16 protein-coding genes are annotated in these 15,618 nt (G+C 61.9%); 9 read left to right on the forward strand and 7 right to left on the reverse strand.

Going from position 1 to position 15,618, the window contains the following annotated elements; all coding sequences use genetic code 11:
• The first annotated feature begins 76 nt into the window (after nucleotides 1-76).
• The 5 genes from CXQ82_RS07775 to CXQ82_RS31235 all read left to right on the forward strand — a co-directional run bounded on the left by CXQ82_RS07775 (nucleotide 77) and on the right by CXQ82_RS31235 (nucleotide 6,692).
• Nucleotides 77-676, forward strand: coding sequence for a class I SAM-dependent methyltransferase (locus CXQ82_RS07775; protein ID WP_101267649.1), 600 nt, complete (start codon nucleotides 77-79; stop codon nucleotides 674-676).
• Between the two features lie 122 nt (nucleotides 677-798).
• A complete protein-coding gene (gene rnd / locus CXQ82_RS07780; RefSeq protein ID WP_101267651.1) occupies nucleotides 799-1,932 on the forward strand; it encodes a ribonuclease D in 1,134 nt (377 codons plus the stop codon).
• Nucleotides 1,929-2,222 carry a YcgL domain-containing protein gene (locus CXQ82_RS07785; RefSeq protein WP_056857316.1) on the forward strand — a complete coding sequence of 98 codons (294 nt, stop codon included), beginning with the start codon at nucleotides 1,929-1,931 and terminating at the stop codon, nucleotides 2,220-2,222. The genes rnd and CXQ82_RS07785 overlap by 4 nt, the downstream gene beginning before the upstream one ends.
• 108 nt (nucleotides 2,223-2,330) lie before the next feature.
• A complete protein-coding gene (locus tag CXQ82_RS07790) occupies nucleotides 2,331-3,263 on the forward strand; it encodes a D-2-hydroxyacid dehydrogenase (protein ID WP_101267653.1) in 933 nt (310 codons plus the stop codon).
• 162 nt (nucleotides 3,264-3,425) lie between these two features.
• Nucleotides 3,426-6,692 carry a hypothetical protein gene (locus CXQ82_RS31235; protein ID WP_157832148.1) on the forward strand — a complete coding sequence of 1,089 codons (3,267 nt, stop codon included), beginning with the start codon at nucleotides 3,426-3,428 and terminating at the stop codon, nucleotides 6,690-6,692.
• Between the two features lie 65 nt (nucleotides 6,693-6,757).
• Here the strand turns inward: CXQ82_RS31235 and CXQ82_RS07800 are convergent, their stop codons facing one another.
• Nucleotides 6,758-7,342 carry a nitroreductase family protein gene (locus CXQ82_RS07800; protein ID WP_101267655.1) on the reverse strand — a complete coding sequence of 195 codons (585 nt, stop codon included), beginning with the start codon at nucleotides 7,340-7,342 and terminating at the stop codon, nucleotides 6,758-6,760.
• A 153-nt stretch (nucleotides 7,343-7,495) separates the two neighbouring features.
• Here CXQ82_RS07800 and CXQ82_RS07805 point away from each other — a divergent pair, with 153 nt between their 5' ends.
• The gene (locus tag CXQ82_RS07805; protein WP_065950524.1) at nucleotides 7,496-7,945 is read left to right on the forward strand and encodes a YcgN family cysteine cluster protein; all 450 of its coding nucleotides are present in this window, start codon (nucleotides 7,496-7,498) and stop codon (nucleotides 7,943-7,945) included.
• Nucleotides 7,946-7,957: 12 nt separating this feature from the next.
• Nucleotides 7,958-9,178 (forward strand): hypothetical protein, encoded by a 1,221-nt coding sequence (locus CXQ82_RS07810; RefSeq protein ID WP_101267657.1) that lies wholly within the window; start codon nucleotides 7,958-7,960, stop codon nucleotides 9,176-9,178.
• Nucleotides 9,179-9,313: 135 nt separating this feature from the next.
• Here the strand turns inward: CXQ82_RS07810 and CXQ82_RS07815 are convergent, their stop codons facing one another.
• The 3 genes from CXQ82_RS07815 to CXQ82_RS07825 form a co-directional block, all read right to left on the reverse strand.
• The gene (locus CXQ82_RS07815; RefSeq protein ID WP_101267659.1) at nucleotides 9,314-9,655 is read right to left on the reverse strand and encodes a DUF2892 domain-containing protein; all 342 of its coding nucleotides are present in this window, start codon (nucleotides 9,653-9,655) and stop codon (nucleotides 9,314-9,316) included.
• Nucleotides 9,656-9,722: 67 nt separating this feature from the next.
• Complete coding sequence (locus CXQ82_RS07820; protein ID WP_003189607.1) at nucleotides 9,723-10,190, reverse strand: RNA methyltransferase; 468 nt, start codon at nucleotides 10,188-10,190, stop codon at nucleotides 9,723-9,725.
• Between the two features lie 346 nt (nucleotides 10,191-10,536).
• Nucleotides 10,537-10,911 (reverse strand): YajD family HNH nuclease, encoded by a 375-nt coding sequence (locus tag CXQ82_RS07825; protein ID WP_003210675.1) that lies wholly within the window; start codon nucleotides 10,909-10,911, stop codon nucleotides 10,537-10,539.
• Nucleotides 10,912-11,011: 100 nt separating this feature from the next.
• Between CXQ82_RS07825 and CXQ82_RS07830 the strand changes: the two genes are divergently transcribed.
• The gene (locus CXQ82_RS07830) at nucleotides 11,012-11,932 is read left to right on the forward strand and encodes a ParB/Srx family N-terminal domain-containing protein (protein ID WP_101267661.1); all 921 of its coding nucleotides are present in this window, start codon (nucleotides 11,012-11,014) and stop codon (nucleotides 11,930-11,932) included.
• A 45-nt stretch (nucleotides 11,933-11,977) separates the two neighbouring features.
• Here CXQ82_RS07830 and CXQ82_RS07835 read toward each other — a convergent pair whose 3' ends face one another.
• On the reverse strand, nucleotides 11,978-12,664 hold the full coding sequence (locus CXQ82_RS07835) for a spermidine synthase (protein WP_065929156.1): 687 nt from the start codon (nucleotides 12,662-12,664) through the stop codon (nucleotides 11,978-11,980).
• 78 nt (nucleotides 12,665-12,742) lie between these two features.
• Between CXQ82_RS07835 and CXQ82_RS07840 the strand changes: the two genes are divergently transcribed.
• Entirely contained in the window at nucleotides 12,743-13,021 is a 279-nt protein-coding gene (locus CXQ82_RS07840) for a hypothetical protein (RefSeq protein WP_101267662.1), read from the forward strand.
• Here the strand turns inward: CXQ82_RS07840 and CXQ82_RS07845 are convergent.
• Nucleotides 13,018-13,491, reverse strand: coding sequence for a cyclic nucleotide-binding domain-containing protein (locus tag CXQ82_RS07845; RefSeq protein ID WP_101267664.1), 474 nt, complete (start codon nucleotides 13,489-13,491; stop codon nucleotides 13,018-13,020). The two genes, CXQ82_RS07840 and CXQ82_RS07845, sit on opposite strands and share 4 nt — an antisense overlap.
• Nucleotides 13,492-13,559: 68 nt before the next feature.
• Nucleotides 13,560-15,602 carry a S9 family peptidase gene (locus CXQ82_RS07850; RefSeq protein WP_101267665.1) on the reverse strand — a complete coding sequence of 681 codons (2,043 nt, stop codon included), beginning with the start codon at nucleotides 15,600-15,602 and terminating at the stop codon, nucleotides 13,560-13,562.
• Nucleotides 15,603-15,618 lie beyond the last annotated feature (16 nt).

Here is a 15,618-nt window from a genome sequence, read left to right on the forward strand (position 1 = left end):
GACCTTTTTTTGACATTGCAGTGGTTAAGCTGCGGATCAAGGTCGTTCACTACCGTTTCACTCATATGAGCCCGCGATGTCGCCACAACCTCCCTCACCCATCGAGATTGAATACGCCGAGCGCTGTGACCGTGAGCACGCCAGGGTCTGCGGCGACACTCGGCCACCCGGTTTGCGGCGGCGCCTGGCGTCATGGCGCGACGAGTGGATGGTGCGCCAGGCGCTGAAAGTTGCCGGCGAACCGGGGCTGGTGCTGGACCTGGCCTGTGGCTCTGGGCGCTTTTGGCCGGTATTGGCCGAGCACGTCAACCGCGTGATCCTGGCCTCGGACAATTCCCAGGACATGCTCGACCACGCCTGCACCCACCACCCGGCGACGCTGCTCAAGCGCGTCAAGACGTTTCAGGGTTCGGCGTTTTCCATCGGGCTGTCGGCGAATGCGGTGGACTGCATTTTCTGCCTGGAATTGTTTCGCCATGTACCCAGCAGTGAAGGGCGGTTGGCGTTACTGCGCGAGTTCCACCGGGTCAGCCGCGACACGGTGATTATCTCCGTCAATGCGCGTACGGCCGCAGAAGATGAGTTCCGCCAGGCCGGCTTCAAGGTCCTGCACCAGCAGGAATTCATGCCAGGCTCCAGCCTGTGGCGGGTCTACGTGCTGCGTAAGAGAGGATAAGTCCCGGTTGTAGGACTATTCTTCATCTCCTGTCTGAGTTTTCATGGTTGCCTGTGCACTGCGAATGCTCGCAAGTCCCTTTCGCGATATATACTGCGCGCCATTCTTCAAGGGAGAGCCGTGTGGCCATCGATATTCACTGGATCTGCGACAACGATAGCCTCGGCCAGCATTGCGCCGAATGGCAGCAGTTGCCATTCGTCGCCCTCGACACCGAATTCATGCGGGTCGACACCTTTTATCCCATTGCCGGGCTGATCCAGATCGGTGATGGCGTGCGCGCTTACCTGATCGACCCCCTGACCATCGACAACTGGCAACCGTTGGCCGCCCTGTTGGAAAACCCTGCGGTGATCAAGGTGGTGCACGCTTGCAGTGAAGACCTTGAGGTGTTGCTGCGCTTGACCGGCAGCCTGCCGGTGCCGCTGTTCGACACCCAATTGGCCGCCGCGTACCTGAACCTTGGTTTCTCCATGGGGTATTCGCGCCTGGTGCAGGCCGTACTCGATATCGAGTTGCCCAAGGGCGAAACCCGTTCCGACTGGCTGCAGCGGCCGTTGTCGGAGACGCAAATCAGCTACGCCGCCGAAGACGCGGTGCACCTGGCCGAGGTCTATACCCGCCTGCGCCCGCGCCTGTCGGACGATAAATACGCCTGGGTGCTGGAAGACGGCGCCGAACTGGTGGCCAACCTGCGCCGTGAGGTCGACCCGTACGAGGTGTACCGCGACGCCAAGCTGGCGTGGAAACTGTCCCGTGCCCAACTCGCCGTGCTGCGCGAACTGTGTGCCTGGCGCGAGCAGCAGGCGCGTGCCCGTGACCTGCCGCGCAACCGCATCATTCGCGAACACTCGCTGTGGCCCCTGGCCAAATCCCAGCCGGATAACCTCGCCGCGCTGGGTAAGATTGAAGACATGCACCCGCGCACCGTCCGTCAGGATGGCCAGTTCCTGCTGGACCTGATCAAGCGTGCCGGCAGCGTACCCGTGGACCAATGGCCGCCCGCCGTGGCCGAGCCGTTGCCGGTAGACGCCGCTACACTGATCAAGCACCTGCGCGCCCTGGGCCAGGCCGAAGCCGAGCGCCTCGACATGGCGCCGGAACTGATGCTGCGCAAGAAAACCCTCGAAGCCCTGGTTAAAAGTGGCTACCCCGATGGGCCTTATAAATTGCCAGACTCGCTGCGTGGCTGGCGCCGCGAGTTGATGGGCCAAGCGCTGCTCGACAGCCTGGCCACTGCCGGAGAACAGCCTTGAAACGTATCTGCTCCATCTACCGCAGCCTGAAAAAAGACGGCATGTACCTCTACGTGCTCAAGAGCGACGCCCTGGAGCGTGTGCCGGAACCGTTGATGGCCGCCTTCGGCAAGGCTCATCTGGCGTTCGAGATGATACTGACGCCGGAGCGCAAGCTGTCGCGTGAAGACATCACGGTGGTTCTGGAAAACCTCGACAAGCAGGGCTACCACCTGCAAATGCCGCCGGCCGAGGACGAGTACATCGAACACTTGCCCGAAGAGCTGCTGCGTCGCAACGACCCGATGTGATCGGGTCCGTGCCCTGTCCGGGGCACGTGTTTGAATGAAATCGTATTAGTGGGCGGTGGCCGTAAGGAAGCGGGCGGCCGTCTGCACTGTTTTTGAAAGGTTTGAACCATGCGTGTTCTGATTGCTGAACAGGATCACCCGCTCTACGCCCAACTGCTCAATGAAGTGGCGCCGGACCTTGAGGTGCTCACCAGCGGCGACTCGGCCGAACTGTCGCGCCTGGCTGCCGATTGCCCGGTGTGGCTGGGCCAACCGGACCTGCTGGCCACGCTGCTGCGCCAGGGCCATCGCCCGCAGTGGCTGCAATCGACCTGGGCGGGCATCACGCCGCTGCTGGCCGAAGGCTTGCCGCGTGACTATCGCCTGACCCGCGCGGTGGGCATCTATGGCCAGGTCATGGCCGAATTTGTCCTCACTTATATGCTCGGCCATGAGCGCGAAGTGCTGGCGCGGCTGGTCAGCCAGGTCGAGCGCAAGTGGGACAACCGCACCGGCCAGAGCCTGGCCGGGCGCAAGGTGCTGATCGTCGGCACCGGCGATATTGGCCAGAGTGTCGCCGAGTTTCTGCTGCCGTTTGGCGTCAAGCTTTACGGCATCGCCAGCAGCGAGCGGGAGCAGGCGCCGTTTCTCGAAGTGGCCGGGCTCGATCAATTGGGCCGGCTGGTGGGCGAGGTGGATTATGTGATCAACCTGCTGCCCAACACGCCGAACACCCATGACCTGTACGACGCAGCGCTGTTTAAGCAATTCAAGCCGACCGGCCTGTTTATCAACGTCGGGCGCGGTGTGGCCGTCGTCGATGCCGACCTGGTCGAGGCCTTGAAAGAAGGGCACCTGGCCGGCGCGGTGATCGATGTGTGCCGCCAGGAACCGTTGCCACAACGCCATCCGTTCTGGACCGCCTGGGGCCTGCTGTTGACCGGGCACAGTTCCGCGCCGACATCGCCGCCGATGATGGTGGCGTTGTTCCTGGAAAATCTGCGCGCGTATCAGGCCAAGCAGGCCCTGCGCGGCGAAGTGAGTTTCGACCGCGGTTATTGACGGCACGCCCGGCGGGCGGGCGTAGTTGTTCACATTTGCTCATATACACACAACCTGACAGTCAAGATGGAACCGCCTTTGCGGGGTTTTACACCCAGTACAGGCAAAGGGCGCAAGGTCGCGTCTTTTGAAGGATCCATTTGACTAAGGACAGGTTCCAGCATGACTACGCTTGCATCGCCCGCCATTCATACGCGCCCTATGGCGCCGTTCCAATCCCTTGTTTCCAACGATGAGGCACCGTCGCAAGCGCCGGCGCCCGAGTCGCCACGTGCGCAACCATCGGCCTTGAACCTCGCGCTGGGCGACCACTGCAACGGAGCCGCCCTGGCCGATAAGCTCCAGGGAATCCTGCAGGCACTGCCGCGGCAGCTCGTTGCGAAACAGTCGACCTCGATGGCGCAGGCCAGGGCTCAGATGGAAGCCGCCCTGACCGCGCACTTGAAAAGCACCACGATGTACGTGTGCGAAGACGCTTCCTACCGACCCCTTCAGCCGCTGCCGCCCAACCGTCTGGTCAGCCTTGAAGCGTTTATCCTCGGCAGCGGCTTGCCGCTCCCGAAAACCCTGAAAGCCCTGGCTGACCTTACGGAGGAAATGACCCGGCAGGCGCAGGTCCATCCTCTGGGGAACTTCAGTGGCGGGCTGTCCTGGGCGCTGCCGATGCCCGCTCAGGATCAGCAGCGCATTCTCGCGCTGATGCAGAGCAACACCAGTGGGTTGCCCGACCTGCCGTTGGCAGACGACACCAAGGGGGCGCTGGGGTATCTGCTCAGCGGCAGCACGGTGCTTGAGTCTGACCTGAAAAAGCCGGTGGTCGCCATGGAGAAACTGCTCGGCTCATCCAAGGCGCAGGCGTTGGGGCTGGCGATCCAGACCCGGCTGGGCGGGGCGGCCACTGACGGCAACGCCGACGATTACGTGATGACGGCCATCCACCTCGGTCTTGACCCGCAACCTCTGGCGGCGCCCACCGGTACGTCGGTGGCGGGATTTGACCTGGCGCACCGTCGGCACTGGGGGCAACCCGCGTCGGCAGTGATTGCAGACCTGGCCGCCCATTTGATTGAGCAAGGCCGGGCCAGCACGCAAACCGCCTATCTCGGGGCCTATCTGCTGTTGGCCAGGGTGGCGCCGCACTATCTGGTCAAGGACATCCCGCCCAGCGTGACTAACGCCAGTGTGCTTTGGGCCCAATTGGCGATAGCCGTGGCGAGGATCGAGGCGCAGACCCCCGGGCGCACACTCGCCATGGGGTACGCCGAGATTCTGCTGGTTGCCGAGGCGCTCGATAACGACGCGGCCAGCCAGCAGACGGCCCAGCAGGCCTTGCGGGCGTGGGGGGTGGCCAACGGGTTTCTCGCCAGCACTCAATCGCAGCCCTCGGACGATGAGATGGAGCGGGTGCGGCTCGCGTACAACAACCAATTGAATGCCTTGAAAAACGCCAGCACCCTGCTGCAAACGCCGATTCCCAGCCGGGAAACGATGGCGCTTGCCGAGCTTGAAGCGGCGTTTCCCGAGTTGGATACCAAGCTGTTCAAGGTCAGGCACCTGCAAAAGGCCTCGTTGAAAAAAGGGCGGCCGGGGGTTTATCCGGGAATGCGCTCGATGCTGGATATCGTTATGGAGGGAGACTCGCTGAGGAACCAGCAACATTGGATTACCCAAGACGCGCGTATCCCCATCGGTAAATTCTGCGCCCTGTATGAAGCGGGCACGCTCGGGGTCGCCGGTTCGTTCAAGACCGCCTACGACGCCGCCATCCACGCCCACGAAGTGGGGCACCAGACGGCCGTGCACAACCTGATTTGTACATTGCCATTGGACGACCGCGAGAACCTGGAACTTGGCAAGCTGGAGTTTTTCCAGACCCACCAATACAAAATTTCTACGGACTTATTGACCCCGCCCACCCTGCGCACCCGTGGGCATACCCTGGAGGTGAAGGCGACGAGAAATGGGCAAGTCAATGTCTACACGATCGACACGCGACGTGGCGTCATCGAGAAGCACAACTCTCTGATCCGCCGCCGTACCGAGCCTTACACCGCCTCCAAGCTGGAGACGCGCGAGGCGAATATCCTCTCGCGAACCGCGTTGCTTGAACCTGATGACGCCGGGCAGTTTCAGGCGCGGGCCGAGGGCACGGCGGCGCCTGACAGTTTCAATTCCAGGCGCAGTCACGCGATTGCGGATGCCTTCGTGAAGGCTCTCGACTTGAAAAACGCTGATCTGCTCAATGAGGCCAGGGGCATCACTTCCTATGATCAGGACAGTGCGCGAGACGAGGCGGTTGCCGAGTTTTTCCTGAACCTGATCCCCTTGCGTTCAGCCATCGTCAACTTTCAAAACGGCCATATTGGCCAAGGCCTGTTTGACCTGGCCCTGGATGCGGTGGGCCTGGTTACGTTGGGCGCGGGCAAGGCGGCGCAGGCGGGCAAGGTCTTGGGCAAGGCGGTGTCATCGGTGGGGCAGGCGGCCAAGGCGGCGAGGTTTGTCGGGGCGAGCGTGATCGAAGCCTTCAACCCCTTGGCTGGGGTGGGGGATCTGCTGCTGGGCGGCGGTCGTTATGCCGTGGCGAAAGTGGTTGGGCGGTTCCGTCCGCCGCCGTTGTCCTCGGTACCCGACGGCGAGCTGAGTAACGCATTGTTTCGCCAATTCAACGTGCCCGAGTCGAACATTGCCGGGCTCTCGCCCAACAGTCAGGGCGTGTATGTAGCTGCTGACGGGGGCCTGTCCCATATCCGTCACACCGACAGTACAGGCCATACCGCGGTTTACGAAGTGCGGCAGGTCACGCGTACCGCTGAGGGGAAAATCCAGGCGCGGGTGTACCACAATAACCGGCAGACATCGTTGCTGGTGGAGCAGGTCGAGGCTAATCGGTGGCAGCGCTTGGGGCTGCTGGGCGGCCAACCGCCGTCGATCAAGGCAGACCTTGGCCCCGTGATCGGTCAGGGCGGCGAGGGCATCGTTTACGCCAGCCGTGACGGGAAACGCGCGTACAAGGATTTTGGTCCGACCTCGCAAGCACCCGACGAGATTACCGAACTGTCGGAAGTCGAGTACCTCAATAAATATTATGGCGATGGGTTTGCGCATACGGCAGTTGATGACGGGCGTCTTTATTTAGTCATGGGCCGCATCGACGGGACGGATCTTGGGCATATCAAAAAGGGCGATTTACCACCTGAGGCACGCTCACTGTTGGCGGATGTGTTCGAGCAAATGGAGGCAAAGAATATCTACCATAACGACATGCAGCTTAAAAACTACATGTACTCGGCCACGGACAAAAAGGTCTACCCGGTGGACCTGGACGCGATGCAGGCTGAATGGATGCCGCCGTTCCTGATGGAGATGTACCAGCGCAACAAACAAACGGTACTCAACGAATATGCAGCATTGTTCGCAGCCGCACCTTGAAGCCTAGGCCGTGACAGTGAGTTGCCCCGGCAAAGGGGCAACTCACTGTCACGGCTGAGCGGCTGTCAGAGGCTGAAATCACCTTCCGAGACCAACTCGCTCAGCGGCTTGCGCGGGCTTGGCGCTTCACGGCCTTGCAGGTATTCCGGCAAGGTCGACTTGTCCCCCAGTTTGCCGACGGCGACGGCCGCGTGCAGCGCATAACCTTCTGGAATCTTCAGCTCCTGGCGGGTCAGCTCCTGATCGAAGCCGGCCATGCCGTGGGTGTGCCAGCCGCTGAGGCTGGCTTGCAGCGCCAGGTGGCCCCAGGCCGAGCCGGTGTCGAAGGTGTGCCACAGCGCCGGGGTTTCTTCCGTGGCGCCAGGGGCGATAAAGTCGGTTTTCGAGGCGATGATCACCAGGGCCGACGCGTGCTGCGCCCAGTTACGGTTGAACTCATTGAGCAGGCCCAGGAAACGCTCCCAGTTCGGCGTGTCACGGCGCGCGTAGAGAAAACGCCAAGGCTGCGAGTTGTACGCCGACGGCGCCCAGCGTGCGGCTTCGAAAAAGCTCAGCAGGGTTTCTTGCGGGATACTCTCGCCGGTAAAGGCGCGAGGCGACCAGCGGTCGGTGAACTGGGTGTGGATCGGATAGTCGGCAACACGGGTCATGAGCAGTTCCTGATCGTCAATTCGGCGTTCAAAGCTACTGCGCGGCCACTACACTGACAAGTGTTGTTACACCGCCAGTCGTAAGCACTTGGTTATAAGGGGCTTGGGCACTAGACTGGCGGCCTTTTAATGTACCGCTACCGATGTAGAGCCATGGCCGCCAAAGTCGAACCTTTCTGGATACGCAAAACCCTTGAACACCTCGATCAGGAGGAGTGGGAGTCGTTGTGCGACGGCTGTGGCCTGTGCTGCCTGCAAAAGCTCGAAGACGAAGATGACAACAGCGTCTATTACACGCGTATCGCCTGCAAACTGCTGGACCTGAAAACCTGCCAGTGCAGCGACTACCCCAACCGCCGCGCCTCGGTGCCCGACTGCATCCAGCTCACCCCGGGCCAGGCCGACCAGTTCAAATGGCTGCCGCCCACCTGCGGCTATCGCCTGGTCAGCGAGCGCAAGGACCTGCCCTTGTGGCACCACCTGGTCTGCGGCGACCGCGATGCCGTGCACCATGAACGCATTTCCCAGTCCGGGCGCATGCTCAGCGAAGGCAGCGTGCCCGAAGATGACTGGGAGGATTACCTGATTTTCCGCGCGGGTTAAAAAGGAGTGTGTATGAAGGTGGGAACCCAGCTGGCGGCAAGCCTGATGTTGCTGGTGCTGAGCACGCCGGGATGGTGCGCGAAGAAAGTCGACCTGGATTATCACGTCAAGCTGTTACCCCAGAGCGACCAGGCCGAGGTGCGGGTCAGCCTGTCCCAGGGCTCGGCGGTGCGCAGCTTGAACTTCGACCTGGGCCACGACGGTGACTACAGCGACTTCAAGGCCGATGGCCAATGGAGTGTCAATGAGCACCGCGGCCTGTGGCAGCCAAGCGCCAGTAAGGCCAGCCTGACCTACCGTGTACGCCTGACCCACGCGCGCAAGCCGGGTATTTATGAAGCGCGGATGACCCCGAGTTGGGCACTGTTTCGCGGCGAAGACCTGGTGCCGCCCGCGCGTCTCGACCAGCAGGACGGCGTCGAGCTGGTCTCGCGGCTGGTGTTCGAATTGCCGGCCGGCTGGAAAAGCGTCGAAACCGCATGGCCACGCATCGGCAAGAACAAATTCCGCATCGATAACGTTTCGCGCCTGTTCGACCGGCCCACCGGCTGGATGCTCGCCGGCAACCTCGGCAGCCGCCGTATTCGCTTGGGCGAGAGCGAAGTGACCGTGGCCTCGCCCAAAGGCCAGGCCATGCGCCGCATGGATGTGCTGACCTTGCTGACCTTCGTCTGGCCCCAGGTGGAGGCGGCATTCCCGCGTCATCCGGCCAAGTTGCTGGTGGTCGGCGCCAGCGACCCGATGCGCCGTGGCGCCTTCTCGGCACGCGACTCGATCTACCTCAACAGCCGCACGCCGCTGGTCAGCGAAAACGGCAGCAGCCCGTTGATCCGCGAGGTGGTGCAGGCGATTGGCCGCTTCAACGACCATGACACCAGTGACTGGATCAGCGAAGGCCTGGGCGAGTATTACGCGATTGAACTGCTGCGCCGTGCCGGTGGCATCACCGATGAACGCTACCAGGCGATCCAAGCGCGATTGGTGAAGGACGGCAAGGACGTGAGCAGCCTGCGCGGCGAGCACATCAGCGGCGCGACGGTGTCACGGGCGGTGGTGGTGTTGCAGGAGCTGGACCGCGAGATCCGCGTGAAAACCCATAACAAGCGTTCCCTGGATGACCTCGCACAGGCGGTGATGCGGGCCAATAGCATTACGACTGCGGAGTTCGTGCAGTTGGCCGAGAGCATCATCGGCGAATCGTCGGTGGTGCTGGACTCCAAGCTACTGCACTGATCCGAAGCCATGCATAAAGCAAAAATGTGGGAGGGGGCTTGCCCCCGATAGCGGTGGCTCAGCCACTGTATGTGGTGGCTGACACTCTGCTATCGGGGCAAGCCCCCTCCCACATTTGATTGTGGTTAAGTCTGACTATTTGGTGGCTTTCTCGGCCGCCACTTCGGCTTTGGTCTTCAAGTTTTTCAACTCGGCGCCGGCGCGTTCGACCTTGGTACGCAGGCTATTCATCTCCTGACGGCCCTGTTCCAGCTTGTCCTTGAGCGAGCTGTGGCCGGTAAAGCCGCGAGCCAGGGCCACGCCGCCGATCGCCACTTGGATCAAGCCGAAAATCCCGCCACGGCGCAGGCCTTTGCCTACCATCATCACGCCGCCGGCTACCGAACCGATGCGCTCCCAACCGTGCACGTTCTGCGTGGGCTCGGTCTGGAAGGGCGCGTGTTCGATAATAGGTCGCAAGGTTTTGCTGTCGCTCATGATCGGTCTCCAACAAGGGCAAGTGTAAATAGCTGACTGCTGGCGGGCGCCGGATGTTCCAAAAATATCAGTATTTGGGGCCCGAACGGGTGTTGTTGCCCTTGGCCAGGCGGTCGTAGAGCACTACGTTGACAGTCGCGGCGAGGTTCATGCAGCCGGTGGTCGGGATGTACACCACGTCTTCACACCAGTCGCGAATCTCTTTATCCAGCGAGCCATCCTCGGGGCCGAAGATGTACAGCGCGCGGTCGGGGTGGGTGTATTCGGGCAGCGGGCGGGCACCTTCCACCAGTTCCACGGCGACCGGGATGCAGCCCAGGGGCAGGATTTTTTTCAGGTCGTCGATGCCGATCAGCGGAATATCGTGATGGACCTTCTTGGTGTCGGTGATGAAGTCCCGTGCGCGCTCGTAACGGACGCCGGTGTAGAACACCGAGGCCACGCCGTAGCAGCCGGCGGCGCGCATGACCGAACCGACGTTTTCGGGGGATTTGGGGTTATACAGACCGATGCAGCTGTAGCGTTTATTGCCCACGGGGAAGGGTGCCTTGGAGAAAAGCAGCAATTATACGGGGATTGGCCTAAGCCGTGTGGCAAGCGAGCTTGTGTGGTTGAAGGCTTGGGTGGTTGCAGGGATTTTGTGGCAAGCGAGTTTATGTGGCGAGCGGGCTTGCCCGCGTTGGGCTGCGAAGCGGCCCCAATAGAATCACCTCATTTTTTCAGAAAAATATGAGGTGAATGGTTTTAGGGCCGCTTCGCGCCCCAACGCGGGCAAGCCTGCTCGCCACACAAAGCCCGCTCGCCACACAAGCCCTTCAATCACACAAGCTCACTTGCCACCCAAGCCCTGCAACCATACAAACTCACTTGCAACAGCAATCTCAGTCGTCTTTCTTCATCAACCCCGCCAACGCCGCAAACGGGTTGTGCGTGGCCTTGGCAATGGTCGGGCTGCTGGTGGAGCCTTCGCCGAAGTACTGCTGGTCGGTGTAGCGCGAATGTTCGTTGTCGTGGCAGTACAGGCAGAGCAACTCCCAGTTGGAACCGTCCTGGGGGTTGTCATCATGATTGTGGTTTCGGTGGTGTACGGTGAGTTCACTCAAGCGTTTGCCGGCGAATTCACGCGCACAACGGCCGCAGACATGCGGGTACATCTTCAAGGCTTTGTCGCGGTAGCCCATTTCCCGGTCACGCTGGGCATCAGCAAGGATGCGGTCCAGCTTGGCGGTGTGGGAGGGCGGGTTGGTCGAGCTCATCATGGCTCCTGATATTGGGTGGTCACGGATAGCGTTGATTCTAGCCGCCAGCGAACGTTTGTAGTATCGGTTCACTCACTTTCATAAGGATCTGAAACCTATGCGTTTACCTACATGGACAGTTGCACTGTTTTTCTGCGGGCTGGCGGCTCACGCCCAGGCATTCTCCACACCCCAGCCAGGCCAGGTGATCGAGGTAGCTCTCGACCAACTGCACCCGACCCAGGCCGTGGTGGGGTTCGACCAGATTTACTACAGCCTGGGGCTGTTTACCGACAAACGGGCCAAGCTCTTCGATGAATACTGCGAGACCAATGGCCAGGGCGAGTCCGACAAGGTGCCCGAGCACGCCGACCTGCACACCCCGTCGAGCTTCAGTTGCAAGAGCCCGGTAGGCACCCACCCCGAGGACATGAAAACCGTCGTCGTCGGCCCCGCCGGCCAGCTCTACCTGACCGACGGTCACCATAGTTTCACCACCTTGTGGGAAGCCCCCGGCGGCGGCCCGCGCTTGAAGATGTGGGTCAAGGTCACCGACGACTTCAGCAACAGCCCGAGCCTCGCCGTCTTCTGGCAGCGCATGGAAGCGGCGCGCAAGGTCTGGCTCAAGGATAACCAGGGGCAAACCCTGACGCCGAACGAACTGCCGGCCCAATTGGGCTTCAAGAACCTGCAGGACGACATGTTCCGCAGCCTGGTGTATTTCACCCGCAAGGCTGCGTATGCCAAGCCGGACGGCGGCGAGATCGCACCGGAATTCCTGGAGTTCTACTGGGGCAACTGGCTGCGCACGCAGATGGACCTGAGCGCGTTCAACCTGAACAAGAAAGGTGGCTACAAGGACGCCATTGAAGCCGTGGCCAAGCGCATGGTCAGCCTGGCGCCGGGCTCACCGGTGGGCGACAGCGGTTTCACCGCCCATCAACTGGGAGGCATGCCCGCCCTCGACCGTGATGAGCTGGAGAAGACCTTCGACAAAAAAGTGCCGTACGTGATCGACTACCGCAATTCCCACCACTGACGCGGAACCGCATTTCCAATGTGGGAGGGGGCTGGTTGAGCGTGATCAGCCCTTGAGCTTCTCCGCAATCCAGATGGTGTGCCGGGTGCCCTTGTTGCCATGGGCGAACACCTGCACTTCCTCGGCCTTGAAACCGGCCTTGCGCAGTTTGTCGCTGAAGAGTTTGTCGGCGCTGGCGGACCACACCGCCAGCACCCCTTTGGGCCGCAGGGCCTTGGCGCAGGCGGCCAGGCCGCCGGCAGAGTAGAGCCAGCTATTGGCCTTTTGCGTCAGGCCTTCGGGGCCGTTGTCCACATCCAGCATGATCGCGTCAAAACCCTGGGGCTCGGCCTGCAGCACCTTGGCCACGTCTTCCATGCGGATCACTGTGCGCGGGTCCAGCAACGGGCGGCCGGACTTTTCGCCCAGCGGCCCACGGTTCCACTCGACCACGCCCGGCACCAGCTCCGCCACCACCACTTCGGCGCTCTTGCCCAGATGTTTGAGTGCCGAGGCCAGGGTAAAGCCCATGCCCAACCCGCCAATCAACACCCGCGAACCTGGGCGACCGGCCACCTTGCGGCAGGGGATTTCCGCCAGCGCGTCTTCGGAGCCGTGCATGCGCGTGTTCATCAACTGGCCGCCGTCACCGCCCTGGATCTTGATGACAAAATCTTCACCGTATTCGAACAGGCACAAGGCACCGCCGTTATCGGGGATCGGAGTGGTGTCCAGCAGAACGAAACGTTTCATGGAAATCTCATTGGGAAGGGCATTCTTGCGCGGTTGGGAGTAGCCTTACGATATTCCGGTCAGGCCATGGAGCCATCGATGAAGTGCAGCATTCTAACGGTCATTGTGCTTGGCGCGCTCACATTGGGTGCGGCGCAGGCGCAGGAGTTGCAAACCGTACCGGTTGCGCCCGCACCCACCCCAGGCGCGCCGGGCACCCCGACGCCGACGCTGTACCCGCAAGTCAGCCCGCCAGCCTTGCCCAAGACCAACGGCTCACCGCCCTTGGCCCCCATCGTGCTGCCGACGCCACCCAAGGACCAGACCGTACCTGGCCTGCAGCAAAACGACAGCAAGCCCAAGACGCCTGGCGGTTAAACCTGGTGCGTCAGTAATTGCCCGTCGGCCATGCGCAGGCGCCTGGACAGGGCAATGGCGATGGCGCGGATGATTTTTGCGGCGACCCTGGGCGCTTCGTTGAGCATCTTTTCCAGGGAGTCCTTGCCCAGGTTGAGCAACACGCAATCACTGGCCGCCACACAGCTGGCCGAGCGCCGCTCGCCGTCGAGCACGGCCATTTCGCCGAAGGCCCGGCCACTGCGCAGGGTGGCGATGGTCAGGCGCTGGCCGTCGTGATGGGTTTTCTGCACCGCCACCTGGCCGCTGTGGATGATGCACATGAAGGTGCCGGCATCGCCTTCGAGGAAGATCACTTCATCGCGGGCAATGCTGCTGATATTGAAGTAGCCCGCCGCCACATGAAAATCTTCCGGGAGCAGCGGGTCGAACAGGCCGCAGTCCATCAGCATGTCGCGGATTTCGTTGTTCATCAGGGTCGGTAGTGGCATAGCTGCAATCTTGGTCCATCAAACAGTTAGGCGGTCCTGTGTTCAGACAGGGCCGCCCCGCTAAGTTCCTAAATCAGCCCCAGCGCCTTGAACACAAATGCATATTCGAGCGCTACGTCACGCAATCCCTGGTAACGACCGCTCATCCCACCGTGGCCGGCACCCAGCTCGGTCTTGAGCAGCAGCAGGTTGTCGTCCGTCTTGGTATCGCGCAACTTGGCCACCCACTTGGCCGCTTCCCAGTACTGCACGCGGCTGTCGTTGTAGCCGGCGATCACCAGCAGGTGCGGGTAGGCCTGGGCGCTCACATTTTCGTACGGCGCGTAGGCCTTGATGCGCTCGTATACCTCAGGCTCTTCGGGGTTGCCCCATTCGTCGTACTCGGTGATGGTCAGCGGCAGCTCCGGGTCGAGCATGGTGTTGAGCACATCGACGAACGGCACTTCGGCAATGGCCGCCTGGAACAGCGCCGGGCGCTGATTGAGCACGGCGCCGATCAACAGCCCGCCGGCACTGCCGCCGCTGATAGCCAGTTGCTTGGAGGTGGTCAGGCCTTGCGCAATAAGGTGTTCAGCGCAGGCGATAAAGTCGCTGAAGGTGTTTTGCTTGTGTTCCTGCTTGCCGTTGCGGTACCAGGCTTCACCCAGCTCGCCGCCGCCGCGCACGTGCGCAATCGCGAACGCCACGCCACGGTCGAGCAGGCTCAGGCGCGCATGCGAGAACCACGGGTCGAGGCTCGAACCGTAGGCGCCGTAGCCATACAGGTACAGCGGCGTGGCCTTGCCGAGCTGGTCGCGCTTGACCACCAGGCTGATCGGCACCTGGGTGCCATCGGCGGAAGTGGCCCACAGGCGCTGGCTCACGTAGTCGTCGGCATTGAACACGCCGAGTACCGGGGTTTCCTTGAGCACCACTTGCGTGCCTGTCGCCAATTCCAGCTGACGCACCTGGGCTGGGCGGTTCAGGGCTTCGTAGCGCAGGCGGATTTTATCGCTGGGGAATTCCAGGCTGTTCTGTACGTAGAGGCTGTAGGCGGCGTCGGGCAATTCCACGCGATAGGCCGGCAGGCCCTCGGGGTGCACTTCGATCACCGGCAGGCCGCCGATGCGCAGGCTCAAGGTCATGGCACCGGCGTTCAGGCTCACGCCGTCGAGCATGACCTCGTCGCTGTGGGGGATCAGGTTCTGCCACTCATCTTCGGTCGGCACGTCGCCAATGTCGGTCGCCACGAAGAGGGCGTAGTTGATGCCATCGCGGTTGCTGCGGATGAACCAGGTCCACGCGCCATTCAACTGGCCGTGGTCGACATCGTATTCGTGGTCTTCGACCCGTGGTGCCAGGCAGGTGAAATCCAACTGCGGCTGGTTGGCGTCCAAGGCCCAGATTTCGCTGGTGGTCTTGCTGCCCAGGGCCAGCAGCAACTGGCGCTCGGAGCTGGAGCGGTAGCAGTGCAGGAAGAAACGTCCGTCGGGCTCATGGAACACTTCCTGCGCCGCCGTGCCGTCCAGGCGGTAGCGATACAGTTTGTGCGGGCGGTGGGTGTCGTCCAGTTCGCCAAAAAACAGGGTCAGGCTGTCATTGGCCCAGGTCATGCTGCCGTCGCAGTCTTCGAATTCCAGTTCGCTGACCTTGCCGGTGGCCAATTCCTTCACGAACAGGGTGTAGATCTCTTCGCCACTGGTATCCAGGCTGTAGGCCAGGCGCTGATGGTCGGGGCTGATGCTGAACGCGCCGAGGGAGAAGAAGCCGCCATTGGCCAGCACGTTCGGGTCCAGCAGCAGTTCTTCGCTGCTGTCGTCCACCTGGTTGCTGTCGTCGGCGGGGCGGCGGCAGCGGTAGTGGCGGGCGTATTCGTCACCGGCAGTGGTGCGCGTGTAATACAGGTACGGGCCCCACGGGGAGGGCAGTGACAGGTCGGTTTCGAGGATGCGGCCCTTGATCTCCTCGAACAGGCTGTCCCGCAGCGCCTGCTGGTCGGCGAGCTGGGCTTCCTGCCAGGCATTTTCGGCCTTGAGGTAATCGAGCACTTCCGGGGTGTCACGTTCCTGCAGCCAGGCATACGGGTCCTGGCCTGGGGCCTTGCGGGCAATCGGGGCGTTGGAAGAAGGCATGGATCACTCTCTGTCT

This window comes from Pseudomonas sp. S09G 359 (genome assembly GCF_002843605.1).
Lineage (GTDB): Bacteria > Pseudomonadota > Gammaproteobacteria > Pseudomonadales > Pseudomonadaceae > Aquipseudomonas.